Source organism: Pseudoflavitalea rhizosphaerae (genome assembly GCF_003991355.1).
Classification (GTDB): Bacteria; Bacteroidota; Bacteroidia; order Chitinophagales; family Chitinophagaceae; genus Pseudobacter; species Pseudobacter rhizosphaerae.
Window position 1 is genome coordinate 1 of record NZ_RCSU01000017.1, and the last position, 24713, is coordinate 24713.

The following is a 24713-nucleotide window of genomic DNA, read 5'->3' on the forward strand; positions in this document are numbered from 1 at the left end:
AATACAGGTCACTCGCCGGGAGGCGAGCGACTGCAACACGCTGATATTATTTCAAAATCCGCTCCCGCAAATTCGTTATACTGGTTTTAATACTATCCAATGGTGAACCTGGACAAATATCCTGCTCCACAAACCAGTACTTCATTCCACTCAGTTTTGCCTGCTTGAATATCGAAGTAAAATCAATCACTCCATTTCCCACTTCCGTGAATTTCTTCTCAGGCGTATTGTCCATATCCTTTACATGCCACATCGTGAATCTTCCGGGATATTTATTGAAAAGATCGATGGCATTGTGACCGGCTTTTGTAGCCCAGTAGATATCCAGTTCAAAGCTCACAAGCGCCGGATCGGTATTGGCGGTAAGTATATCGAAGCCTGTTTGACCATCCTGCACTGCAAATTCAAAATCGTGGTTATGGTACGCGAGTTTCAGACCGCCCTGCTTTGCCATTTCTCCTGCTTTGTTGAGTAATGGCGCCAGTTTTTTGTAGGTATCGATACTGCGATGATTATTGTCGAGATAAGGAACTACAATGAATTCCTGGCCGATGGCTTTGGAATCCCGTACCGCCTGTTTCCATTTTTCTTCCCAATTCGTATCTGTGAGGAAGAATTGTCCTCCGAAAGTATGGCCTGATGTGGATGTGAGCTTATTGGCTTTGAGTAATTTCCTGAATTCGTCAACTGTGAATCCGAACCATTTTCCATTATTGTATCCGTAGGTTTCCACATCGGTATAACCGAGTTTGGCAACGGAGATGATGGTTTCGGCAGGGTTTGCGTCGAGTTCTTTACGAAGAGTATACAATTGCACACCATAACGTTTGCGGGCCAGCGAAAAAGCATCTTCCGGCATAACAAACATGGCAGCAGTGAAAATGGATGATTGTTTCAGGAATTGCCTGCGTGTGTTCATGTCATACGTGATTAGGCAATCAAGATACAAAGATATTCCGAAGAAAAGTGGATCAGACTTCGTCCATCTGGCGCAGCAATTCACGCAGGTGGCTGATATGCTGACCGTACAGTTTTCTGATATACCATTTGTTGGCGAAGTAGATCAGGAAGGTCACCACCGCACCCCCGATCAGGAACTCGGTGAAGTACTGATGGTCCTGAACAGTATTAAGCATTGGTTGAACCCTGTCTGACAGCACGTCTGCTGAAAACTGATGAGATTTGCTTTTATAAAGTATGATGAGACCTGTCAGGTAGTACAGTAATGGAGTGAGCAATGTGCCTGCGATAAAATAAAATCGAACATATTTTTCCAGGGTAGATAGCTGTGTCTGCAGGTTCGATTTCACTTCAACGTCTACCCGCTGCATGGATTTAAGTAATTTGTTCTTATGATAGTAGTAAAAAACAAACCCGATACCAACCAGGCCCAGCATCACTGCGATCTCCCAGTACTGACCGCGCCTCGAGAAAGCATAATACGCGATGAAGGCAACATAGATCACCACTATAGAGATGAGCTCCCAGAGCAGGTTGCGACGGATCTTGGCTACCGGGCTCTGCGACTTCTTCCCTAACATGGACAGGATCTCTGAGTTACTATCCGGGTATCGGTCCATGCCTTTGTCCTGGTCTTTCCAGATTTCTTTAAGGCTATCCAACTCCATGTTCTACAGCTTTAGTGAGTTTACGTAATTTTTCTTTGATACGGTTCATTTTCACACGAAGGTTATTCTGATTGATACCGAGGATTTCTTCCATTTCTTCATAACTCTTGTCGTCCAGGTACAGCATTACAATACCCCTTTCAATTTCAGGAAGCTGATGAATGGCTTTGTAAAGCTGTGCGAGTTTTTCTTCTTTGTCTTTGTTGTACTGAATATCCTGGATCTCTGTAGGAAGCAGATCAGGTTCTACGCTTTTGATAAGGTTCTTTTGTTTTCTGAGATCGGAGATTGCGGTGTTCAGGGCAATCCGGTATAACCAGGTGCTGAACTTGGAGTCGCCGCGAAAACGGGGATAAGCCCGCCACAACTGAATAACGATCTCCTGGAACAGGTCCTGTTTGTCGTAATCCGTGGCACAATACAGGTTACAGACTTTATGTAACATGCCCTTGTGCTGGTTTACCAATGTTAAAAACTCATCCGGGTTTGGCTTCGGGTGCAAACTTTAATTGGTTTTGGCGAAAAGATACCAAATAGGTCGCATCATGCTATAAAAATATTACAGCGCTCCCCCTATTTTTGCGGCTCTAATCCGAAATGATGAAAAAATTCTACCATCTAAGCACCTGCACTACTTGTCAGGCCATCATAAAAGACACTAAAGTTGGCCTGAAAGGGTTTGAAATACAGGATATCAAGACAGAAAAGATCACCCCGGCACAGATCGATGAAATGAAAGCGCTCAGCGGCTCTTATGAATCGCTCTTCAGCCGCCGCGCCCTGAAATACAAAGAATTGGGCTTGAAAGACAAAAGCCTGACCGAGAAAGAATACCGGGACCTGATCCTGGAAGAATATACTTTCCTTAAACGGCCGGTAGCCATTATCGGGAAAAAGATATTTGTGGGGAACGATAAGAAAAATCTGGCGGCGCTCAAAGAAGCGGTGGAGCAATTATGATCAGGTCCTGATCATTTGTTTCAGTAATTCCCTGAAATCGATCACAGTTGTCCGCACCAGGCCTTTCTCTCCGGCATAATCCCGCGCGGAACTAAATTTATAGCTCTCCGGTTTGTCTACAATGCCGTCGCGCACAGGATTCTCATGGATATGCAATACTTTTTCCTTGAGCTTGAACACTTCTTTGAAATCTATAAAGGAAGGATTAACGCAGGTTTGCCAGACCTGGAACTTCTCGATGCGTTTGAGATTGTGACTGCATTGTTCAAATCGACTGAGCATCCAATCCTTGCGGAGATCGGTTTCATCTTCCAGCGCTTCAAGGATCTTATTGGTAGTTACTCTTTTGAAATCCCTTTCGATGCGCGTCAGTCCGCCAGGGTCGCTATTCCTGGCCAGTAAGTGAAGATGATTGCTCATCAGGCACCAGGCATATACGATCAGCCCCTTGGATACGATACAACAATTCAGCTCGTCAACGATGATCTGCTTGTAAACAGGACGAACGAAAATATCCACCCAATCAACAACATTGAAGGTAATATATGAACAAGCCTGCGAATCAGCTTTTTGTTCCTTTTTTTCACTCATGACCATTACTTTTTTTAGCACATAGTAACTGGTCCAGGGGTCATCTTTAAAGTTACGATTCTAAAGGCTGTGCAGCAAAATGAAGGTCTTAAATATCGGATATTTTTATCATCATACTGTAAAATCAGCTTTCATAAAAAAACCCGGTTGTGGAAAACAACCGGGCTGTATGATGAACTTTTTAGCATTTGATTTTAGAGGATCCTCAGTTTTGCATAATTCAACATGATCTTCTTTTCTCCGTTCTGATCAAATTTGATCGTAGCAACAGGATTGTGTGCAGATCCTTCGATCTTGATCACCTGGCCAAATCCGAATTTCTGGTGCTCCACTTTATTTCCTTCCGCCAGTGCAGAGATATCGCTGGGAACAAAATCTTCACTTGGCTTATGTTCCACTACTTTGGATGTTGCGGGTTTTGGTGTTACATAAGAAGGTACAGCTGGCTTTTTTGACGGAGGAGGGCCATATAATTTTTCTGCGTCTTTGGCTGAGTTGCCACTGCCCCATCCACCGCCACCGCGATGCATACGATCATAGGCGCTGTTGCCGCCACTTCCCCAACCACTGCCCTGGTTGCGCGCGCCGCCTCCTGCAAAACTGCGGTCCATATACTGATCAGGCAATTCATCGATGAAGCGGCTTGGTTCGTTTTGCACGAGCTGACCGAAACGATAACGTGTATTGGCATAAGTGACCCAGAGCCTTGCTTTGGCGCGGGTTACAACTACATAGAACAATCGTCTTTCTTCTTCCAGTTCTTCCTTGCTGTTAATGCTCATGGCATTGGGGAAGAGCATTTCTTCCAGTCCCACGGCAAACACACAGGAGAACTCCAGTCCTTTTGCTGCGTGAATGGTCATCAGCTTTACTGTATCGGCATTTGGATCTTTATCGTCTGCATCGGTGAGCAGGGTGATCTGTTGCAGATAAGCGCCAAGACCTTTATCTGTTACTTCACCTGTTTCATCAACGTCGGGGCTCTCCACCCACTCTTTGATTGAGTTGAGCAACTCCTGGATATTTTCGTAGCGGGCAACGCCTTCTGTACTTTTATCGTTGAAAAGTTCTTTAACGAGATTGGTTTGCTTACCTACATGCACCGCCACATCGGAAGCGTTCTGGTTTTTGAGCATGCTGGCGAAGCTTTTGATCATGGTCACAAAACCATCGATCGCTTCCAGGGTATTGCTCTTGAAACCGAAAATCTGCGCCTGTTCCAGCACTTCCCACATGGAAATATCCTGGTTGTTGGCCACCAGCAAAGCACGGTCGATAGTGGTTTTGCCGATGCCTCTTGCAGGATAGTTGATGATACGTTTCAGCGCTTCTTCATCTTTCGGGTTCACGATCACACGCAAGTAGGCCACAAAATCCTTGATCTCTTTACGTGAATAGAAGCTGGTGCCGCCATACATGGTGTAAGCGATGCCCATCCTGCGCAACGCTTCTTCAAATGCACGGCTCTGTGAGTTGGTGCGGTAGAGGATCGCGAAATCCTTATTGCTGTAATGATTGCGCAGCTTTTGTTCCTGGATGGTGTCTGCAACAAACTTGCCTTCATCATTATCGGTCATGGTACGGACAAGGCGGATCTTCTCGCCTTCGCTGTTTTCCGTCCAGAGATCTTTCGGGATCTGTCCTTTATTGTTCTTGATCACTTCATTCGCAGCATTCAGAATGGACTGTGTACTGCGATAGTTCTGTTCCAGTTTCACCACATGCGCATCTTCATAATCTTTCTGGAACTGTAAAATGTTCTCGATGGTAGCGCCACGGAAACCATAGATACTTTGTGCATCATCACCCACCACGCAGACATTCTCGTGCATGGCGCCGAGCAGTTTGATCACTTCATACTGTGCAGGGTTGGTATCCTGGTACTCATCGATCAGAATATATTTGAACTTGTGCTGGTACTTGCTCAACGCTTCGGGGAAATGCTTGAGCAGTTCATAGAATTTCAACAACAGGTCATCGAAATCCATCGCGCCGTTCTTGAAGCAACGCTTCACGTAGGCGTCATAGATCTGGGCAGTAGCCGGACGGTTGGAACGAAGGTCTTCCTGTTGCAATCCATAATCATTGGCATATTCGATGGGCCCTACCAGTGCGTTCTTGGCGGAAGAGATACGGTTGTAAATATTGGAGGGCTTGTAGGTCTTATCGTCCAGGTTCATTTCATTGATCACTGCTTTCACAACACTTTTGGCATCATCGGTATCATAGATAGTAAAGTTATTGGGATAACCAAGCCGATGGGCTTCACTGCGGAGGATCCTGGCGAATACGGAGTGGAAAGTACCGATATAAAGATTACGGGCATCGGAGTTACCGAGAATATGCTCGATACGTTCTTTCATTTCTTTGGCAGCCTTGTTGGTAAAGGTCAGCGCCAGGATATTGAAAGCATCTACGCCACTGGCCATGAGGTGCGCAATACGGGTAGTCAACACTTTGGTTTTACCGCTTCCCGCGCCTGCAACGATCATCAGGGGGCCGTTTATATGGAGAACAGCTTCGCGCTGCTTGTCATTCAATCCTTTCAGGTAGTCAATCATGGGTGCAATTTACGAAGGACAAAGGAGGCGGCAAAGAGATGGCCGGCAAAGTGATGTGGAAATGCGGCTGTGAAACGTACCGGCGCGGGAGGACATATTTGGGCAATGGTATGGAGAGATGGGACGGCGGTAGATGAGCCAGGCTGTTTCGCTTACGTTTGCAAGGCCGTCATTTCTCACATCACTTTGCCTGAGGGGTTGGAGGTGCGGCAGAAAAAGTGCGGCAGTTGAAGTTTTTTTCTAAAGGTGTTTTTTTCTGATGATAACGGTGTTGTATACACGCAATTAATCTCACTTTGTTCACCAATTTGTACTTATCTTGCCGGAAAGTGGAAAAGATATGTCGTCCCCCGATACTTCCAACCATCTCTTTTACCTCGCCGCCCGGTTCGTGAATCAGACTAACCGGCATCTTTTTCTTACCGGCAAAGCAGGAACCGGCAAAACCACCTTCCTGCGTTATATCCGCGAGAACACCAATAAGAGAATGGCCATTATCGCCCCTACAGGAGTAGCCGCCATCAATGCGGGCGGTGTAACCATGCACTCTTTTTTCCAGCTTCCATTCGGCGCTTTCATTCCTTCTCCGCTGGCAGGATGGAACAGCCATCAGCAATTCAATAATCCGAATACATTATTGAAGAACCTGAAACTAAGCAGGGACAAAAAGGAGTTGCTGCGTGAACTGGAACTGCTGGTCATCGATGAAGTGAGTATGCTTCGAGCAGACCTGCTGGACGAGATCGATCTTATTCTCCGGCATGTTCGTCGCAAGCCTGATCAATCTTTCGGGGGGGTACAATTATTATATATTGGTGATCTCTTTCAGCTTCCCCCGGTAGTGAGCAATGAAGAATGGGATATTCTCAAAGAACATTATAAGAGCCCTTTCTTTTTTGATGCTCATGTATTACACCAGCACCCGCCGGTTTACCTGGAGCTCAAAAAGATCTATCGGCAGCACGAAGCCGATTTCATCGGGATACTGAATAATATTCGCAATAATACCGTTACCAGTCAGGACCTCGACAGACTTCACCAGCATTACCGTCCGGGTTACCAGCAAGAACCGGGCGAGAATTACATCATTCTTACTACACATAATTCCAGGGCCGATGCCATCAACCAACAGCAACTCAATAAGCTCCCGGGTGATGCATACGAGTTCGAAGGTATGATCACCAAAGATTTCAATGAGAAAGCACTTCCCGCAGAAAGAATGCTGCAGCTCAAGGAAGGCGCACAGATCATGTTCATCAAGAATGACAAAGGCGAAAGCCGCCGTTATTATAATGGTAAGATTGCGGTGATCAGCAGGATTGCAGGAGAAAAGATCTTCGTTACTTTTCCCGGCGAAGCCTATGAGATGGAACTGGAAAAAGAAACCTGGAAAAATATCCGTTACCAGTACAACCGGGAAGAAGATAATATCGAAGAAGAAGAGCTGGGCAGTTACTCGCAGTTCCCGGTACGGCTGGCCTGGGCCATTACCATTCACAAAAGCCAGGGCCTCACTTTTGAAAAAGCCATCATCGATGCCGGCTCCTCCTTTGCACCGGGCCAGGTGTATGTTGCGCTCAGCCGGTTGACTTCGCTGGAAGGACTGATCCTTTTTTCACGGATCCAACCACATTGCATCCAGACAGAATCGCGCACCATTGAATTTACCCGTTCTGAACAACCGGAAGAGTTGCTTCACCAACTTTTGGAGGAAGAACAAAAATTGTTCATAGCGCGGTCACTGGTTAAAAGTTTCGATTTCACCAAAATGGCCGAGACCTTCAAAGACCATTATGATGAATACACCAACCGTCAGCTCGCAGACCTGAATGCCGCTGTCAACTGGGGCCAAAACATAACCCGCACTGTATTGCAACACCAGGATATGGCCGGCAGGTTCATGCGGCAACTGGAACAATTGCTTCCCATGGCAGAGCAGGATAATTTCCAATTCCTGAGGCAAAGAATTGTAGCCGCCAGCGAATACTTCTTACAGCCGCTGGACCAACTGATAGAATCCATTCGCAACCATGCTGAAGAAGTCCGCATCAAGCAACGCATCAAAAAATATGTGCGGGAGCTCAATGAGCTTTGTTTGTTACCTGAAAGAAAAAAGCAGGAACTGGAACTGGCCATCCATATCGCAGGAGGTTTGACGCAGGGCCGCAAGGCCGGCGACCTGCTTCAGGAAGTGGAAGAGCTGCAAAAAGCGCATCGCACAAAAGCCGCGGAAGAAGAAACCGCTGAAGCGAAAGCAGAAAAGAAATCGAACAAACCAGTCAAAGGAGAAACCAATCGGATCTCTTTAAAACTTTTCCGGGAAGGAAAGACCATCCCAGAAATTGCCAGTCTGCGCAATCTTGCCAACGGGACCATTGAATCACATCTCATATCTTTTATTGCCTCCGGGGATATTGCAGTAACGCAACTTGTGGATCCGGATAAGGTCAAAGAAATATTGGACCTCCTGGAATCTGCTCCTGCAGAGGGTTATACAGCCACAGCAATCAGGGAGAAGCTGGGGGATCATTTCAGCTTTGGAGAGATCAGGGCGGTTGTTCAGCACCGTGAGTGGCTGAACAAAAGCAGGGAAACAGCCTAAAACCTTAAGCTTTTTTGATAGCAGGGCGCTTATATGGCTTCCTGGTCCAGCGGCTCAACTTTGTTTGATCGAACCAGAGCGTCATCACCGGCCCTTCAACTGTATACCTGTTAGCCATGAACAGGCTTTTCAGAAAAGCCGCTTCATTGAAACCCGTACATACCTTTTTTCCGATCTGCATATTGTCGTTGAATTGAAATGAACTGTCTGTTAAAGTGAATGACCCCGACATGGTATTGCATCCGGTATTACCGCTGAATTTTTTAGTCTTCAGATTAAAATGCAACGAAGGGAATGTACCGGTAGCAGTGTCTGAAGGCAATGCAGGTTGTAAATACCAAAGTCCATTGAGGGAAGTATCTGGTTTGTAGGAATCGCGTGGTTTTCCCACGTACCAGTGGTAATTTGTGAGCGCGGGGGCAGTACCAGCTACAAGCAGCGCTGCCACAGCAATGATCAGAGTTCTCATGGTTTCTTTTTGATACTACTTTCAATTTCGTTGCCAGTAAATAAAAAAACCGCCTGCTCCGAGACGGTTCCTTTACCGTTGAGAGTTTACAACGGAGGTTTATGATGCTTTAACTCCTACGCTTAATATTTCTGACGAATGGAATCAGCACTTCCGATCGGACGATTGGTATTATCCATTCGCAGGCTATCATTCATGAGCGAATCTCCCGGTCTGTTCAGACTGGTATCCATTCTTCTTTCTTCAATGGCGGCACTGTCGCGCATATCCGAATCCGGGTTACCGGCATTGTTACAGGCAACAATCCCTCCAGCCAGTAAAGCTGTTATCAATAATTGTTTCATACTCGTTTTAAGGGATAGGTTCAAAAGCTTTGCCAGTTGGTGGCAAGCCCTTCCTGGTTTTGGCAAATAAGTTTATAAAGAGATGATTAGGGCCACTACTTTATATTAGTTGAAATTGGGATGACAGCCCGTTTGTTGTGATCATTCTACAGGATTGTTGAATTTCTTCCCTGCGATTTCTCTATCTTGTAGTCATGCTGCAGAATAATGTTTTGTTGATCCTGTCACTGCTTTTTGTGGTGTCGATGTTGAGCATGTTGAGCCAGAAGCTGCGCGTTTCCTATCCTATTTTCCTGGTAATTGCGGGATTGCTGATCAGCCTGGTGCCCGGCATTCCGGAAGTGAACCTGGAGCCGGAAGTGGTCTTCATCATTTTTCTTCCTCCATTATTATATTCGGCGGCATGGAATACTTCCTGGAATGATTTCTGGGCCAACCGGCGGCCAATCGGCTTGTTATCGATCGGCCTGGTGATCTTCACATCCACCGCCATCGCTTTCACAGCACAGGCCATGATCCCCGGATTCACACTTGCGATGGGTTTTTTGCTGGGCGGCATCGTTTCTCCACCCGATGCAATTGCCGCCACCAGTGTGTTGCAGGGAATGAAAGTGCCACGGAGGGCCATCGCCATCCTGGAAGGGGAAAGCCTTGTGAACGACTCATCATCGCTGATCGTTTTCCGGTTTGCACTTGCGGCTATACTTACCGGTCAGTTCGTATTGTGGAAAGCAGGAACAGAATTTATACTGGTTGCACTGATGGGGATTGTGATCGGACTGCTGATCGCATTCATCGAATATCTTATTCACCGCTTTCTTCCTACCACTGCAAGTATCGATACGGCCATCACTTTGATCTCTCCTTTCCTGATGTACATTACTGCGGAGCATTTCCATTATTCTGGAGTACTGGCAGTGGTGAGCGGCGGATTGTTCATGAGCCGGAGATCGCACGATGTGTTTTCTTACAATACAAGGATCCAGACAACAAGCGTTTGGAATACGCTTGTATTCCTGCTGAACGGTGTTGTGTTTATTTTGATTGGATTGCAGTTGCCTGGAATTGTGGAAGGACTGGAAGAGAATTCTATGTTGCAATCCTTCAAGTATGCCGTGGTGATCAGTTTGGTTACCATCATTATCCGGATCCTCTGGGTTTATCCCGGCGCTTATGTTCCGCGGATGCTCAGTAAAAGGATCCGGACTAAAGAGGTGAGGCCCACTCCCAACAATGTTTTCCTGGTTGCCTGGAGTGGTATGAGGGGCGTGGTTTCGCTGGCAGCGGCATTATCGATACCACTTACATTATCAGATGGCACCGCCTTCCCCTATCGCAACCTGGTCCTCTTCATTACTTTTTCTGTGATCCTGGTAACGCTGGTGATCCAGGGTCTCAGCCTGCCTTTCGTACTCAAGTGGCTGAAGATAGAAGTGCCGGAAGATGAGCATGCGCAGGAACAGGAGATCCGTCTTCGCCTGGCTACGGTGGCGCTGGACCATATCGAACACAATTATTCCTCAGAAGCCAACGGCATCGAGGCTTTTACCAGGCTGCGCGATCGCTACAAACGGATGTCCGAGATCGCAGCCCGGAAACTGGAAAAAGAAGAGGAGCTCAAAAAACGCCCGGAGTTCCTTCCAAAATACCGGGATATGCTGATTGAACTGGTGCATGCACGAAGGATTGAGCTGAACAAAATGCGCCACGAAAATCAATATCCCGAAGAACTGATCCGTAAAAAAGAGGAGGAGCTTGACCTGGAAGAAGCACGACTAAGGAAATAACGGCAAAATCTAACCGCTTTCATATGAAGTCAATCGTATTACTCCATGGCGCCACCGGCGCTGCGTCTCAATTGCAGCCGCTGGCAGATGCGCTGAGCAAAACTTATTCGGTCCATATTATCAATTTCAGCGGACATGGCGGCGAGCCCATGCCCGGTGAGGATTTCTCCATTGAACTTTTTGCAAAACAGGTGTTGTCTTTTTTCGATGAACACCAACTGCAATCCCCTATTGTATTCGGTTACAGCCTGGGTGGTTATGTGGGCATGTATATTGCCCGGCATCATCCCGGCAGGATCAGCAAACTGATAACACTGGCCACGAAGTTCCATTGGGATGAAGCCATTGCAGCCAAGCAGCAGCGCAGCTTTGACGCAAATGTGATCCTGGAAAAAGCGCCTGCCTTTGCGGAGCAATTGAAACAGATGCATGCGCCAAACGACTGGAAAGAAGTGCTTTCAAAAACCGGCGCCATGCTAACAGCCCTGGGTAACCGCAACTCTTTGGTTATAGAGGATTACCCGCAGGTGCAGACAGAAATACTGCTGGTCCAGGGAGATAAAGACCGGATGGTAACGCTGGAAGAAACAATTGCTGTGTACAGGGCTCTTCCCGCCAATAGTGCGCGGCTTTGTGTGCTGCCCGGAACGCCGCATCCGCTTGAGCAGGTGGATCTGAACCTGCTGGTTATGCTGATCGGATAACGCGGATACTTACCTGAAGAAATAGCAAAGGCTGCACATGAAGTACAGCCTTTGCTAATATTAGGCAGTTGCAAAACCACCGGATATGTAAAATTTTTCAGTATCTGCTGCTATTAAGGTTTCTTTTCGAGCAGTTGGAAGAACTGGTCCAGCTGAGGCAGGATCACGATACGTGTTCTGCGGTTAGCAGCTTTTCCTTCAACGGTATCGTTACCACCAACGGGAACATATTCAGCTCTGCCGGCAGCAGTCATCTTTGCAGGTTCCAGACCGTACTCTTTCTGCAGAACACGAACTACGGAAGTAGCACGTTTAACAGAGAGGTCCCAGTTGTCTACAAGCACTCCGCGGGAGAAAGGAACGTTGTCAGTGTGGCCTTCAACCATGAATTCGATATCAGGTTGATTTCTCAGCACGGTAGCAACTTTGCCCAGTACAGTTTTAGCGGCATCGGTAACATCGTAGCTTCCGCTTTTGAAGAGGAGTTTATCGGAGATGTCGATGTATACAACACCTTTGTCAACTTTGATGTTGATGTCTTTGTCGTCCAGGTTGCCGATAGCACCTTTCAGGTTCATCACCAGTTGCATGTTCAGGCTGTCTTTCTTAGCCATTTGCTGCTGGAGGGTTTGGATGTATGCATCTTTCGCTCCCATATTGTCGAGAGATTTGCGGATGCTTTCAGCCTGAGAGCTGGAGATCACGGAGAGATCCTGCAGTTGTTTCAGGGCTGTGGTATTGTTTTCTTTCAGGTAATCGATTTGTTTGTTGAGAGCTGCGATCTCATTTTGGAGGGCTTCAGCTTTACGGGCAGCTTCAGCTTTGAGGTCTTCGCAACCTTTGAGGTCGCCTGTGAGTTTGGTGTTGGCTGCTGTGAGCTCAGCTACTTTCGCTTGCTCAGCGGCAAATTTCTTTTTACTAACGCAAGAGTAAAGGAGGATAGGGGACATCGCTACTAATAAGACTTGTCTGGGCTTCATATTAATTGTTTTGAATGAGAAATAAACATCCGGCCGGGCAGTACTGCAATCGCCTGTTGAATTTTAGGTTTAGCAAGCATCGTGCCTGACTGGGGTTCCAAAGGTAAATGAACGAAAGAAAATTGTTACTATACAATTAGTTAAGTGTGCTTTTTAAGGTCTTTTTAATTGCTGAATTCATCAATGAACCCACAGCATCACAACGTAGTATTGATAATTTACATGTTCCATTAGAAGGGATCATCATATGAAGTGGTACAGTTTGGTACTCTACGATTTTCTGCTGCACAAACGCAATACCAGATCATAATATTATATTCAGGATCAACGAAAATATCGCCTCCAAAAAATTTAGTGTCATTTTGCTAAAATAATTAGTTCGCAATTCAGATTTTTCTCCTACATTTGAATTGCAATCGATCACTACTAATAACTACTAAAAACTCACCCATTATGTCAAAAGATAAAGAGAAAGAAGCAGCAGGTACCGGCGGCAACAGTGAAAAGCTGAAAGCGCTTAAACTGACCATGGACAAGATCGAGAAGGATTTTGGAAAGGGCAGTGTAATGATGATGAACGAAAAGTCCCAGGACCCTCATGAAGTAGTATCCACCGGTTCTATCGGTCTGGACACAGCGCTTGGAATTGGCGGCTTCCCAAGGGGACGTATCATCGAGATCTACGGACCTGAATCTTCCGGTAAAACAACCATCGCCATCCATGCCATCGCTGAAGCTCAGAAGAAAGGCGGTATGTGCGCCATCATTGACGCAGAGCACGCATTCGACAGCGGTTACGCCCGCAAGTTAGGTGTGGATGTGGACAATCTCCTGATCTCACAGCCAGACTATGGTGAACAAGCCCTCGAAATCGCAGACCGTCTGATCCTTTCCGGAGCGCTGGATGTGGTGGTGATTGACTCCGTAGCAGCACTGGTGCCTAAAGGTGAACTGGAAGGCGAAATGGGTGACAGCAAAATGGGTCTTCAGGCCCGCCTGATGTCTCAGGCATTGCGTAAACTGACCGCCACTATCAATAAGACCAATACCATTTGCATCTTCATCAACCAGCTTCGTGAAAAGATCGGTGTGATGTTCGGTAACCCCGAAACAACTACCGGTGGTAATGCCCTGAAGTTCTATGCATCTGTCCGCCTCGACATCCGTCGTATGGCTCAGATCAAAGACGGAGATGAAGCAATCGGTAACCGTGTTAAAGTGAAAGTGGTAAAAAATAAAGTAGCTCCTCCTTTCCGCGCAGCAGAATTCGATATCGTGTTCGGAGAAGGCATCTCCAAAACCGGGGAGATCCTGGATATGGGCGTGGAACTGGGAATTGTACAAAAAAGCGGTAGCTGGTTCAGCTACAATAGCGATAAACTCGGCCAGGGCCGCGATGCAGTGAAACAATTGCTCATCGATAATCCTGAGCTGTCAATGGAGATCGAAACAAAGATCCGCGAAAAAATTAAGGAAATGCAGGACGCAAACTAAAAGCATCCCATCAACCCTGCATTCAAAAGATAGTTTTATGATGGGTTAGTAAATAGTAGGACCGGCCAATTCTTTGGCTGGTTTTTCTTTTTATACCTATTAGATATAGGAAGAACTAAGCTACACACATGAAGCCCCCCACATTCTGTTTCAGGAAGTTATCCACCTGTACTTCCTGCAGGCTCTTTCCTTTCACAGCCCAGAAATAAGGCATGGTCCGGCTCTCACCCCTCCCCTCAAAACTGATCTCCATCGTCTTCGGCGCAGATGGCACCAATACCAGCCCCCGCTCCCTGTCTACCATATACGAACTGTTGATCACCAGCTTCTTTACCGTGAATGAATAACCGCTTTTGGTACTTACCCGGAACCGGTTGCCATTCCAGCCGATAGAGGCTAGTTGCACTACACTCAATTCCTTCAACCGCTTGCCTGAACGACGGAACTGTTCCACCAATGATTGCACACGGCCCGCGCCAGCCTGTACAATAACAATATCGGTATCATCCTGCTGTAATTCCCCCACCACCAGGTCAGGCATCAGTAAAACCGCCGGAGCGACCATTCCGGATTGAAACAGAAAATTTCTCCTGTTCATATTGTTGAATTTTAGAATGTAATGATAAAACATCATCACTCGCCAGGCTAAAGGGAATATGATCGTAACCAGTTTACAGCAATTCAGCAACCCGATCTTCCAGAAATCCGCAGAACCGATCCATTTCTCGCATATGCATAAGAGATAGCTGCCAAATGCGGTGTAGTTCTATATTTCACAGTATTAGAGAGGGGAAATGATTGATCAAAAATAGAGAAAGCAGAGAAATAAAAAAGGGGTCTGAATAGACATTCAACCCCGCTTTAAAATCCAATATCCTATGAAAAACCGAGGTAAAAATAAGGGTGAATTTTCATTTCTGCAATACCATTTTGTGGTAATCCTAAAAAAGGTGCTCCGAATTGATTTAGATCAATTTTTAAGCAGTTTTTCCTGGCTGATTGTACCTGTAATCCGGTTGTTTACGCGTAAAATGTACACCCCCCTTTCCAGGGAACTCACATTCAGGGTCTGTAATCCATGGAAACCGCTTTGGCTGAGCCGGATTGCGCCCCGGTCATCGATGATCTGCACGTCCGAAGCATGCTCGGAACGGATGATAAGAATATTGTCTACGGGATTGGGATAAAACTTGAAGGAAATATTTCCGGCTATCAGGGTGGAAGCAATCAACGAGTACTGGTCTACCCCAGTTTTGCCCGCATGCTTGATCCGGTAGGCATTACGGCCCTTTCCCGGAGAATCATCTACCCATTCATACCAATCACCCGAAGCCGGTTGCTTTAATAAGGCGACCATTTCAAAATCACGGCCATTCACACTTCTTTCCACTGCCACAAATGATGCGCCCTCATTGCGGGCCAGTCGCCAGTTCAACAACACTTTTGTTCTCTCCTTTACAATTGCAGCCAGGTTGGTCACCTGAACGGAAGAATCATCTCCCTCTGCTAATACAACCTTTTCATCTGATGCCGGTACAGTCTGACCCTGCAGTGCAACTACACCACCCAATACAAGGAACAGACAGAACATCAGATTTTTGACCATAGGTTTCAAGCTTTGAATTTTCAGGGAACAGCTTCTTCACAATATCTGTGCCGCGGCTGTTGAAAACGAAGCCAAACCTTTCAAAATTTTTACATAACAGTTAAAGTTTCTTCAAAATGACGCTTATCAGTACCTTTAGGCATGATCAAGACCCGACGCTTAAACATTAGAAAAAGGATCGCTCTCGTAGCCCATGACAATAAGAAGAAAGACCTCATAGAATGGGCTGAATTCAATAAAGTGGTATTGGCCAAACACGAACTGATTGCCACCGGAACTACCGGGAAATTGATGGAAGACCAGCTCGACAGGCCTGTAAAGAAACTGCTCAGCGGACCGCTCGGCGGCGACCAGCAGATCGGGGCAATGATTGCTGGCGGAGAGATCGATGTACTGATCTTCTTCTGGGACCCCATGGAAGCACAACCTCATGACAGCGACGTAAAAGCCCTGCTCCGCATCGCGATGGCCTGGAACTGCATCATGGCCTGCGACCGCGCCACGGCTGACTTTGTGCTCACATCGCCCCTGATGCAGACTGAATACACGCTCAATATTCCGGATTATTCCACCTACCTTAAACGAAAGATCGATTGAGTTTGTTAATGTTTCTATAGCTTCCGGCAATCGGATAAATGCTCCGTAAATTTGCCGGTTACCCATTTTACTTATGGCATTCAATTTACACACCCCCTTTCCTCCGGCGGGCGACCAGCCGGAAGCCATCCGTCAATTGACAGAAGGCATACAGAATGGAGAAAAACACCAGGTGCTGCTCGGCGTTACCGGTAGTGGTAAAACCTTTACCATGGCCAATGTGATCCAGCAGGTGCAACGTCCAACCCTGGTGCTGACGCATAACAAAACACTGGTAGCCCAGCTGTACGGAGAGTTTAAAACATTTTTCCCCGATAATGCCGTTGGTTATTTCGTGAGCTATTACGATTATTACCAACCCGAGGCTTATATGCCCGTGTCTGATACTTATATCGAAAAAGATCTCAGCATCAATGATGAACTGGACAAACTCCGGCTACACGCCACTTCTGAATTGCTTTCGGGAAGACGTGATATCATTGTAGTGGCTTCCGTTAGTTGTATCTATGGTATGGGTAACCCACAAGTACTTGAAAGTGGGATCATCCGTATCAATCGCGGACAAACCATATCCCGACAGGGTTTCCTGCATGCGCTGGTGAATGCATTGTACAATCGCACACAAACGGAATTCACACGCGGCACTTTCCGCGTCAAAGGCGATACCGTAGACATCAACCTGCCTTACCTCGATCAGGGCCTTCGCATCACGTTCTTCGGAGATGAGATCGAAACCATCGAAACGCTTGACATCAAAACCGGCAAACGCATTGCAGGAAAAGAAACCGCCGCCATCTTCCCCGCAAATCTTTACCTCGCGCCCAAAGACATCATTCAACAGATCCTTTTCGAAATACAGGACGAAGCCAATTCACAGGTGGAATATTTCAAGAAGACCGGCAAGTTCATCGAAGCGCAAAGACTTGGAGAACGCGTGAATTATGATGTAGAAATGATCCGTGAGCTCGGTTATTGCAATGGCGTGGAAAACTACTCGCGTTTCTTCGACAGAAGAATTCCGGGCACCCGCCCTTTCTGCCTGCTCGATTATTTCCCGGATGATTATCTTATGATCATCGATGAAAGTCACCAAACCATTCCGCAGGTAAGCGGAATGTATGGCGGCGACCGCAGCCGAAAACTGGTGCTGGTTGATTACGGCTTCCGTCTACCCTCCGCACTCGATAACCGGCCGCTTAATTTCCACGAATTTGAATCACTCACCAACCAGGTGGTGTACGTATCTGCCACACCAGGTGAATACGAACTCGAAAAAACTGGTGGTGTAGTGGCTGAACAGATCGTGCGGCCTACAGGATTGCTTGACCCCCCCATTGAGGTTCGCCCAAGTGTAAATCAGATCGATGACTTACTTGACGAGATCGATAAACGCGTGAAAAAAGGAGACCGCGTACTGGTAACCACCCTCACCAAACGCATGGCGGAGGAAATGGACAAATACCTGCATCGCATCAATATCAAATCAAAATATATTCACAGTGAAGTTGACACGCTGGAGCGCGTGGAGATCCTTCGCCAGCTCAGGCTTGGCGAGATCGATGTACTCGTTGGCGTAAACCTTCTCCGTGAAGGCCTCGACCTTCCGGAAGTATCACTGGTAGCTATTCTCGATGCAGACAAAGAAGGTTTCCTCCGTAATGAACGATCACTCACTCAAACTGCAGGTCGAGCAGCACGTAACGTGGATGGCCTCGTGATCTTTTACGCAGACAAGATCACTGAGAGTATGCAACGTACCATGGATGAAACATCACGTAGAAGGGAAAAACAGGTCGCGTACAACCTCGAACATAATATTACTCCAAGAACCGTCACCAAGTCCAAAGAACAAGTGATTGCACAAACCTCTGTGCTCGACATCAAGGGTTATGACCCGGACAGTCCACTGCGGATCATGCCTGGAGAAGATATTGTAAGAATCCCAGCAGCAGCTGAAGAACAGGTGGAATACAAAACCATTCCGCAGATAGAAAAAGCCGTTGGTAAGGTGAAAAAAGAAATGGAAAAAGCGGCGAGGGACCTGGACTTCATGGAAGCTGCGAGATTGCGTGACGAAATGTTCGCGCTGCAAAAACAACTGGAAGAGATGAAGCAGTAAAGTTTGTTGCATTTAGTTTCGCTGTGCCCACTCGCTCACCTCCGGCGAACATTGCGTCGCCAGAGGCGACTAAATAAAAGTCACTCGCCGGGAGGCGAGCGACTGCTCCCTGAGTAAACATTGCAACTCCATATCGCATTTCACCCTCAGCAACCTTCCAATGCCAGTTCAAAAAGCTTACTAAATTCCTGAGCAATCGGATCACCTTTGTTGTTAACTTAGCGGCATGAGTCAAAAAGTATTCCTTCTCGACGCACTGGCGCTTGTATTTCGTGCTTACTATGCATTGATCCGTAATCCAAGGATCACTTCCAAAGGCAGGAACACCAATGCACAGTTCGGCTTCACCAATACATTACTGGATCTGCTGAACAATCAGAAGCCAACTCATATGGCCGTTTGCTTTGATACATCGGCACCCACGGAAAGACATACTGATTTCACAGAATACAAAGCCAACAGGCAGGATGCACCGGAAGACCTCAAGGCTGCACTTCCCGATATTAAAAAGATCATCCGTGGATTCAACATTCCTGTGATTGAATTTGATGGCTACGAAGCAGACGATGTGATCGGAACCCTCAGCAAACAAGCCGCCAAAGCAGGATATGAAGTGTTTATGGTAACACCGGATAAAGATTATGGTCAGCTCGTTGACGGCAATATCAAGATTTACAAACCCGGCTACCAGGGCGGAGATGCTGAAATCCTCGGCGCTAAGGAAGTTTGCGAAAAATGGAATATCAAAGAAGTGCACCAGGTGATCGATATCCTCGGCCTCATGGGCGATGCAGTAGATAATATCCCCGGCATCCCCGGAGTTGGAGAGAAAACCGCCGCCAAACTGCTGGCAGAATACGGTACACTTGAGAACGTACTCGAAAACGCAGATAAAATAAAAGGTGCACTTGGGGAAAAAGTGCGTAATGGGGCCAACTCAGCCATCCTTTCCAAAAAACTCGCCACCATCATTACTGACGTGCCGGTTGAATTCCACGCAGAAGATTTCAAAGTAAAGGAGATCAACAAAGAGTTGCTGGCAGAAATTTTCACTGAGCTCGAATTCAAAACCATCGGTAAACGTATTCTTGGAGAAAGCTTCAATGTAATTCCCGGCGCTGCACCACAAGGCGTTCAAACCGATCTTTTCGGTAATGCCATCGATACGCCCGCAGCAAAAACCAAAGGGAAAAAAGAGGAGGGGTCTACCGATGAAGACCGCGCACCCAGCACAGAAGCACTGCATGCCGGCAAAACCATTCATAATACTGCACACCAGTACCGCGCCATCACGGAAGATGCAGCCATCGATACATTGATCAAAGAACTGATGGAACAGCCCGAGATCTGCTTCGATACCGAAACCACCAATCTCGATGCCAATGACGCCGAACTGGTAGGCATGAGCTTTTCCTACAAAACAGGTGAAGCCTATTATGTTCCCTGTTCTCTCGATCAGGAACAAACGAAAAAACTTTTGCAAAAATTCGCTCCGCTTTTCGATAACACCAAAATAACCTGGCTCGGCCAGAACCTTAAATATGATATGCTCGTACTGAAATGGTACGGCTATGAGCTGAAAGGAAATATTTTCGACACCATGCTCGCCCATTACGTGATCGAACCGGATGGCAAACGCAGCATGGATGTGCTCAGCGTGCAATACCTCGGCTATGAGCCCATTCATATCGATGAACTTATCGGCAAAAAAGGCAAGACCCAGGGCAATATGCGCGACGTGGAATTATCTAAGATCACAGACTATGCCGCAGAAGACGCTGATGTTACCCTCCAACTGAAACAGGTTTTCGCTCCTTTGCTCAAGGCCAAAGAAGTGGAAAAAGTATTCAGCGAAGTGGAGAACCCACTCGTGAAAGTGCTTACCGATATGGAATTCGAGGGAGTCCGTATAGATGTTGACTTCCTGAAGGAATATTCCTCGCAACTGGAGGCAGAAGCCAAACAGGCAGAAGAAAATGTATTCCGGCAGGCTGGCGTGAAATTCAATCTCGGTTCTCCCAAACAGTTAGGAGAAGTACTTTTCGACAAACTGCAACTGGATCCGAAAGCCAAAAAGACCAAGACCGGTCAATACGCAACAGGTGAAGACGTACTGTTGAAGCTCGCCGGCCAGAATAAGATCGTGGAAGACATCCTCGCCTACCGCGAACTCACCAAGCTGCGCTCCACCTATGTGGATGCTCTACCGCAGATGATCAACCGCAAAACGGGCCGTGTGCATACATCCTATGCACAGGCAGTAGCCGTTACCGGCCGTCTCAGCAGCAATAATCCCAACCTGCAGAACATCCCTGTTCGAACAGACAGGGGCAAGGAGATCCGCAAGGCTTTTATTCCCCGCGATAATGGCCATACCCTGCTCTCTGCCGACTATTCCCAGATCGAACTGCGCATCGTGGCCGCCATCAGCGGAGACCCCGCCATGTGCGAAGCCTTTAAGCTCGGCAAGGATATCCATACCGCCACCGCCGCAAAAGTGTATGGCGTAGACGAAGCCGATGTTACCAAAGAAATGCGCTACAAAGCAAAGAGCGTGAATTTCGGTATCATTTACGGCCAGGGCGCATTCGGACTTGCGGATAATCTCGGTATCAGCAGAACAGAAGCCAAAGAGATTATCGATAATTACAAAAAACAATTCGCCAATATCCAGAAATACATGGATGATACCATCAACTTTGCCCGTGAAACCGGCTACGTGCAAACGCTGATGGGAAGAAAACGCTGGCTCCGCGATATCAACTCCTCCAACTTCACCGTGAGAGGATTTGCAGAACGTAACGCTATCAACTCGCCCATCCAGGGAACTGCCGCGGACATGATCAAACTGGCGATGATCAAACTGCACCACGAATTCAAAAAGAATAAATTCAAATCGAAGATGATCCTGCAGGTGCATGACGAATTGGTCTTCGATGCCGTTCTGGAAGAAGTGGATACCATTAAACCTCTGATCCTGGATTGTATGAGCTCAGCACTTTCACTGCCCAATGAAGTGCCCGTACTCGCGGAGATCGGAGGAGGAAAGAACTGGCTGGAAGCGCACTAAATTCAATACTTAACTTTCCTTTACAATATCAGGGGCTTGAATTTACAAGCCCCTAACAGTCTCCGGCGTCTAATTTGATTAGATTTAGTGATAAATCGCATTCATTTCAGACGGTTGTTTTAACATGTTTATGACGTTTAAGCATTAAACAATTGCCATATGACCGGTCTAATATGAGTACGGTATTTCCCAAAACCTAAATTTCCCCGGTATGAAGCTCCTTTATACATTCCTTTGCGCTCTTGGAGTAGTTGCCCTGGTGCAACCCGCCACAGCTCAAACCAGTTGGCCCAGGGCCATTCAAGCGCAGGACGCCAACCTCAAACTTTATGAGTGGCAGCCGGAATCATTCTCCGACAATACACTCAAAGCCAGGGCTGCCGTTTCGGTAATCGCCAGCGGAAAATCAGAACCCGTTTTCGGAATGGCCTGGATCAAAGCCACTACCGAAACCAACAACAACAAGGTCAATATTACATCGGCCCGCATCAGCTCCCTGAAATTACCTGAAGATGTTAGCGAAGTACAGTTGGACGATATCAAACAACAGATCGAAAAGCAGATCCCTTCGCTCGACATTTCTTTCCGTTATGATCAACTGCAGCAGTCGTTGCAATTGAACACACAGCAAAAGCAGCTTAGCGCTGAAATCAATAACAAAGCTCCCAAAGTGATCTATACCAATACACCTTCTGTATTGGTGTCCATCGATGGCAACCCGCAATTCAAAAAGAATGAAAACTGGGGCGTGGAAGCAGTTGTGAACACTCCTTTCACTATCGTGAAGAACAAAGACGGAAAGATCTATCTCTATGGTGGCAAACATTGGTACTCCGCTCCTACCGTGAACGGGCCCTATTCGCTTACCACCAATGTAGGATCCAATCTCCGCAAGATCGAACAGGCAGTGCAGGAAGCAAACAAAGACGAGAATGAAGACAATGGGATGGAAAAAGATGAGAACACGATTTACAAGATCATCGTAAGCACCGAGCCTGCGGAACTGATCCAGTCGAAAGGTGAGGCCAATCTCTCTCCCGTTGAAGGCACCAGCCTGCTCTACGTTTCCAACTCGGATGATGATATTTTCATGGACATTAGCAGTCAACAGTACTTTGTGCTGATCTCAGGCCGCTGGTTTCAAAGTAAAATACTGAATGGCGCCTGGAGTTATGTTCCTGCCGATAACCTGCCCGCCGATTTCGCAAAGATCTCTGAAGGTTCTCCAAAAGACAATGTACTGGCCAGTGTTGCCGGAACAGATGCAGCACAGAATGCACTTCGTGAAGCTGAAGTTCCGCAAACAGCCAGAGTGGAACGCGATAAGGCCCGCGCTGAAGTAGACTACGATGGAGATCCTCAATTCGAAGACATCGATGGTACAGACCTCGCCTATGCCGTGAATACGCCAGCTTCCGTACTAAGGTGGCAGGGAAGATATTATTCAGTGGATAATGGCGTTTGGTTCCAATCACGTTACGCAAACGGTCCATGGGTAGTGGCGGTGGAAAGACCATATTCAGTAGCGCTTATCCCTGCCCGTTATCCAGTGTATAATCTCAAATACGTATATATCTATGATGTAGCTCCGGATTATGTGTACATGGGTTACACTCCCGGCTATCTCAATGCATTCATTTATGGTCCTACCATCGTGTATGGCACCGGATATTATTACCGCCCATGGCATGGTCATTATTATTACCCCCGCCCCTGCACCTGGGGCTACAGGGTTAGGTACAATCCCTGGTTCGGATGGGGCTTTGGTTTCAACTTTAGCTCAGGTTGGTTCCATGCCAGTATTGGTTTCGGCAGCTACAACCCCTGGAACTACTGGTCCGGCGGATGGTGGGGTCCCCGCTATTACAGGGCGCCTTATTGTTACAGACCCGTTTATCATGGAAGGCCATATGGTTATTACAACAACCGTTACTACAGTAGCAGGAGCAATGTGATCGTTCGCGCCAATCGTACCGTGAACGTATACAATTATCGCCGTGATGTGGTAACCCGCGATAACCAGCGCTATGCGCCAACCTATCGTTACAACAACCGCAGAGATTACGCCAGCAACCCCAATTACAATAATATCAACAGGCCGGGACGCGATTACAATCGTGGAGATAATCCCCGCTACAATAACACTAATAATAACCGCGGTGGACGGGATTTTAATTACAACCGGAACAACCGGACCGATTATCCTACCACCAGGAACAGGGATATCAACAATCGTCCTGACCGGACTTACAATCCCGGTCGCACATCCAGTCCCGGCAGGCCCGAAAGGAATTATACACCCGGCAGTTCCGGCAATAATGAAAACCGGACAGGCACTCCCGGTCGTGTAACCAATCCAGGCAGCACACGTGAGCCCGTGAGAAGGGTATACGAAAGGCCCAATAACAATCCTTCCAATAATGGCAGCAACCGCGAAGCAACAAGGCCCACCAGGACCTATGAGCGCCCTAACAACGGAAGCTCAGGAAGAACAACCGAACGCAACAACAGCAGCAGCCGTGGCAGAACTTATTCGCCACCCGCCCGTCAGCACGCTCCGGTTGAAAGAAGAGTGGAAAGACGCGAAAGCAGTGGAAGTGGCGGCAGCCGCTCACAGGGAAGCGGCCGCTCAAATAGTGGAGGTGGCGAAAGAAATGGAGGCGGTGGAGGAAGACCATCGAGATCTTAAATAAATACAATTAATTCAAATGATATTCAGCCGCCGGCACTCACAGTTCCGGCGGTTCTTTTTACCCGCAATTCATCATTTTGTGGTAGTATTTCATCAATCAATTACACAGTTCCTGACACAACTGCAGGAGAAGTTGAAAACCAGCCTGCACAAGGGTTTCATAGCTTTTTAATACCCGCCTGTTCTGGTTTGGCATAAAAATTGGCTAACTTACTGCAGACAACTATTTTTTCACTGATAAAATATTAGGTTATGAAAACAAAACATGTTGTTATTGGAATGATGGCTGCAGCCGCTGTAGGTGCCGTATGTGGACTGTTATTTGCCCCGGATAAAGGAAAAGAAACAAGGAAAAAGATAAGGGATGGCGCTAATGACCTGGCAGGAAAAGTGAAAAAAAGTATTCGCAAAAATCACCTCAGCGGAGAAATGGAAGTGGGTTAATTAAACTAATCACACCCGATATATATTCTCATCCTATTTTGAAACAGGTAACCCCGTAAGGTTGT

General features: G+C 47.1%; 20 protein-coding genes. 10 read left to right on the forward strand and 10 right to left on the reverse strand.

Annotation, left to right across the window (positions count from 1 at the left end; translation table 11 throughout):
• Window positions 1-46: 46 nt before the first annotated feature.
• From D9Y29_RS23015 to D9Y29_RS23025, 3 genes are read right to left on the reverse strand one after another with little or no spacing between them, the layout of a single operon-like run.
• On the reverse strand, window positions 47-919 hold the full coding sequence (locus D9Y29_RS23015; RefSeq protein WP_127132592.1) for a sugar phosphate isomerase/epimerase family protein: 873 nt from the start codon (window positions 917-919) through the stop codon (window positions 47-49).
• A 52-nt stretch (window positions 920-971) separates the two neighbouring features.
• Window positions 972-1628: a hypothetical protein gene (locus D9Y29_RS23020; RefSeq protein ID WP_127132593.1), complete on the reverse strand. Its 657-nt coding sequence runs from the start codon at window positions 1626-1628 to the stop codon at window positions 972-974.
• The gene (locus tag D9Y29_RS23025) at window positions 1615-2130 is read right to left on the reverse strand and encodes an RNA polymerase sigma factor (protein ID WP_277601141.1); all 516 of its coding nucleotides are present in this window, start codon (window positions 2128-2130) and stop codon (window positions 1615-1617) included. The genes D9Y29_RS23020 and D9Y29_RS23025 overlap by 14 nt, the downstream gene beginning before the upstream one ends.
• A gap of 98 nt (window positions 2131-2228) precedes the next feature.
• Here D9Y29_RS23025 and D9Y29_RS23030 point away from each other — a divergent pair, with 98 nt between their 5' ends.
• Window positions 2229-2588, forward strand: a complete 360-nt coding sequence (locus D9Y29_RS23030) for an arsenate reductase family protein (RefSeq protein WP_127132595.1) — start codon at window positions 2229-2231, stop codon at window positions 2586-2588.
• Here D9Y29_RS23030 and D9Y29_RS23035 read toward each other — a convergent pair whose 3' ends face one another.
• Both D9Y29_RS23035 and D9Y29_RS23040 read right to left on the reverse strand, forming a co-directional pair.
• Window positions 2589-3179: a transposase gene (locus D9Y29_RS23035; protein ID WP_127132596.1), complete on the reverse strand. Its 591-nt coding sequence runs from the start codon at window positions 3177-3179 to the stop codon at window positions 2589-2591. It abuts the gene before it with no gap.
• 194 nt (window positions 3180-3373) lie between these two features.
• Window positions 3374-5740, reverse strand: coding sequence for an ATP-dependent helicase (locus D9Y29_RS23040; protein WP_127132597.1), 2367 nt, complete (start codon window positions 5738-5740; stop codon window positions 3374-3376).
• A gap of 340 nt (window positions 5741-6080) precedes the next feature.
• On the opposite strand from D9Y29_RS23040, the gene D9Y29_RS26965 reads away from it, so the two are divergent.
• The gene (locus D9Y29_RS26965; protein WP_127132598.1) at window positions 6081-8342 is read left to right on the forward strand and encodes a helix-turn-helix domain-containing protein; all 2262 of its coding nucleotides are present in this window, start codon (window positions 6081-6083) and stop codon (window positions 8340-8342) included.
• Window positions 8343-8346: 4 nt separating this feature from the next.
• Here the strand turns inward: D9Y29_RS26965 and D9Y29_RS23050 are convergent, their stop codons facing one another.
• On the reverse strand, window positions 8347-8811 hold the full coding sequence (locus D9Y29_RS23050) for an META domain-containing protein (RefSeq protein WP_127132599.1): 465 nt from the start codon (window positions 8809-8811) through the stop codon (window positions 8347-8349).
• Between the two features lie 122 nt (window positions 8812-8933).
• Window positions 8934-9155, reverse strand: coding sequence for a hypothetical protein (locus D9Y29_RS23055; RefSeq protein WP_127132600.1), 222 nt, complete (start codon window positions 9153-9155; stop codon window positions 8934-8936).
• A gap of 194 nt (window positions 9156-9349) precedes the next feature.
• On the opposite strand from D9Y29_RS23055, the gene D9Y29_RS23060 reads away from it, so the two are divergent.
• Together D9Y29_RS23060 and D9Y29_RS23065 are read left to right on the forward strand one after the other, a co-directional pair.
• Window positions 9350-10942 (forward strand): Na+/H+ antiporter, encoded by a 1593-nt coding sequence (locus D9Y29_RS23060; RefSeq protein WP_127132601.1) that lies wholly within the window; start codon window positions 9350-9352, stop codon window positions 10940-10942.
• A 23-nt stretch (window positions 10943-10965) separates the two neighbouring features.
• Complete coding sequence (locus D9Y29_RS23065) at window positions 10966-11646, forward strand: alpha/beta fold hydrolase (protein ID WP_127132602.1); 681 nt, start codon at window positions 10966-10968, stop codon at window positions 11644-11646.
• A gap of 113 nt (window positions 11647-11759) precedes the next feature.
• Here the strand turns inward: D9Y29_RS23065 and D9Y29_RS23070 are convergent, their stop codons facing one another.
• Complete coding sequence (locus D9Y29_RS23070) at window positions 11760-12626, reverse strand: OmpA/MotB family protein (RefSeq protein ID WP_127132603.1); 867 nt, start codon at window positions 12624-12626, stop codon at window positions 11760-11762.
• A 453-nt stretch (window positions 12627-13079) separates the two neighbouring features.
• Here D9Y29_RS23070 and recA point away from each other — a divergent pair, with 453 nt between their 5' ends.
• Window positions 13080-14120: a recombinase RecA gene (recA, locus tag D9Y29_RS23075; protein WP_127132604.1), complete on the forward strand. Its 1041-nt coding sequence runs from the start codon at window positions 13080-13082 to the stop codon at window positions 14118-14120.
• Window positions 14121-14235: 115 nt separating this feature from the next.
• On the opposite strand, the gene D9Y29_RS23080 is transcribed toward recA, so the two are convergent.
• Window positions 14236-14718 carry a hypothetical protein gene (locus tag D9Y29_RS23080; protein ID WP_127132605.1) on the reverse strand — a complete coding sequence of 161 codons (483 nt, stop codon included), beginning with the start codon at window positions 14716-14718 and terminating at the stop codon, window positions 14236-14238.
• Window positions 14719-15090: 372 nt separating this feature from the next.
• Complete coding sequence (locus D9Y29_RS23085) at window positions 15091-15726, reverse strand: T9SS type A sorting domain-containing protein (protein WP_127132606.1); 636 nt, start codon at window positions 15724-15726, stop codon at window positions 15091-15093.
• A gap of 141 nt (window positions 15727-15867) precedes the next feature.
• Between D9Y29_RS23085 and D9Y29_RS23090 the strand changes: the two genes are divergently transcribed.
• From D9Y29_RS23090 to D9Y29_RS23110, 5 genes are all read left to right on the forward strand, one after another.
• A complete protein-coding gene (locus D9Y29_RS23090; RefSeq protein ID WP_127132607.1) occupies window positions 15868-16323 on the forward strand; it encodes a methylglyoxal synthase in 456 nt (151 codons plus the stop codon).
• 73 nt (window positions 16324-16396) lie between these two features.
• On the forward strand, window positions 16397-18442 hold the full coding sequence (uvrB, locus tag D9Y29_RS23095) for an excinuclease ABC subunit UvrB (protein WP_127132608.1): 2046 nt from the start codon (window positions 16397-16399) through the stop codon (window positions 18440-18442).
• A 226-nt stretch (window positions 18443-18668) separates the two neighbouring features.
• Window positions 18669-21512, forward strand: coding sequence for a DNA polymerase I (gene polA, locus D9Y29_RS23100; protein WP_127132609.1), 2844 nt, complete (start codon window positions 18669-18671; stop codon window positions 21510-21512).
• A 211-nt stretch (window positions 21513-21723) separates the two neighbouring features.
• Complete coding sequence (locus tag D9Y29_RS23105; protein WP_127132610.1) at window positions 21724-24201, forward strand: RHS repeat domain-containing protein; 2478 nt, start codon at window positions 21724-21726, stop codon at window positions 24199-24201.
• A gap of 255 nt (window positions 24202-24456) precedes the next feature.
• Window positions 24457-24648, forward strand: a complete 192-nt coding sequence (locus tag D9Y29_RS23110; protein WP_127132611.1) for a YtxH domain-containing protein — start codon at window positions 24457-24459, stop codon at window positions 24646-24648.
• Window positions 24649-24713 lie beyond the last annotated feature (65 nt).

Excerpts from the sequence above, each read along its gene's own strand:
- D9Y29_RS23015 (WP_127132592.1), bottom strand. The coding sequence starts at position 919 with ATGAACACACGCAGGCAATTCCTGAAACAATCATCCATTTTCACTGCT.
- D9Y29_RS23020 (WP_127132593.1), bottom strand. The coding sequence starts at position 1,628 with ATGGAGTTGGATAGCCTTAAAGAAATCTGGAAAGACCAGGACAAAGGC.
- D9Y29_RS23030 (WP_127132595.1), top strand. The coding sequence starts at position 2,229 with ATGAAAAAATTCTACCATCTAAGCACCTGCACTACTTGTCAGGCCATC.
- D9Y29_RS23035 (WP_127132596.1), bottom strand. The coding sequence starts at position 3,179 with ATGAGTGAAAAAAAGGAACAAAAAGCTGATTCGCAGGCTTGTTCATAT.
- D9Y29_RS23040 (WP_127132597.1), bottom strand. The coding sequence starts at position 5,740 with ATGATTGACTACCTGAAAGGATTGAATGACAAGCAGCGCGAAGCTGTT.
- D9Y29_RS26965 (WP_127132598.1), top strand. The coding sequence starts at position 6,081 with ATGTCGTCCCCCGATACTTCCAACCATCTCTTTTACCTCGCCGCCCGG.
- D9Y29_RS23050 (WP_127132599.1), bottom strand. The coding sequence starts at position 8,811 with ATGAGAACTCTGATCATTGCTGTGGCAGCGCTGCTTGTAGCTGGTACT.
- D9Y29_RS23055 (WP_127132600.1), bottom strand. The coding sequence starts at position 9,155 with ATGAAACAATTATTGATAACAGCTTTACTGGCTGGAGGGATTGTTGCC.
- D9Y29_RS23060 (WP_127132601.1), top strand. The coding sequence starts at position 9,350 with ATGCTGCAGAATAATGTTTTGTTGATCCTGTCACTGCTTTTTGTGGTG.
- D9Y29_RS23065 (WP_127132602.1), top strand. The coding sequence starts at position 10,966 with ATGAAGTCAATCGTATTACTCCATGGCGCCACCGGCGCTGCGTCTCAA.
- D9Y29_RS23070 (WP_127132603.1), bottom strand. The coding sequence starts at position 12,626 with ATGAAGCCCAGACAAGTCTTATTAGTAGCGATGTCCCCTATCCTCCTT.
- recA (WP_127132604.1), top strand. The coding sequence starts at position 13,080 with ATGTCAAAAGATAAAGAGAAAGAAGCAGCAGGTACCGGCGGCAACAGT.
- D9Y29_RS23080 (WP_127132605.1), bottom strand. The coding sequence starts at position 14,718 with ATGAACAGGAGAAATTTTCTGTTTCAATCCGGAATGGTCGCTCCGGCG.
- D9Y29_RS23085 (WP_127132606.1), bottom strand. The coding sequence starts at position 15,726 with ATGGTCAAAAATCTGATGTTCTGTCTGTTCCTTGTATTGGGTGGTGTA.
- D9Y29_RS23090 (WP_127132607.1), top strand. The coding sequence starts at position 15,868 with ATGATCAAGACCCGACGCTTAAACATTAGAAAAAGGATCGCTCTCGTA.
- uvrB (WP_127132608.1), top strand. The coding sequence starts at position 16,397 with ATGGCATTCAATTTACACACCCCCTTTCCTCCGGCGGGCGACCAGCCG.
- polA (WP_127132609.1), top strand. The coding sequence starts at position 18,669 with ATGAGTCAAAAAGTATTCCTTCTCGACGCACTGGCGCTTGTATTTCGT.
- D9Y29_RS23105 (WP_127132610.1), top strand. The coding sequence starts at position 21,724 with ATGAAGCTCCTTTATACATTCCTTTGCGCTCTTGGAGTAGTTGCCCTG.
- D9Y29_RS23110 (WP_127132611.1), top strand. The coding sequence starts at position 24,457 with ATGAAAACAAAACATGTTGTTATTGGAATGATGGCTGCAGCCGCTGTA.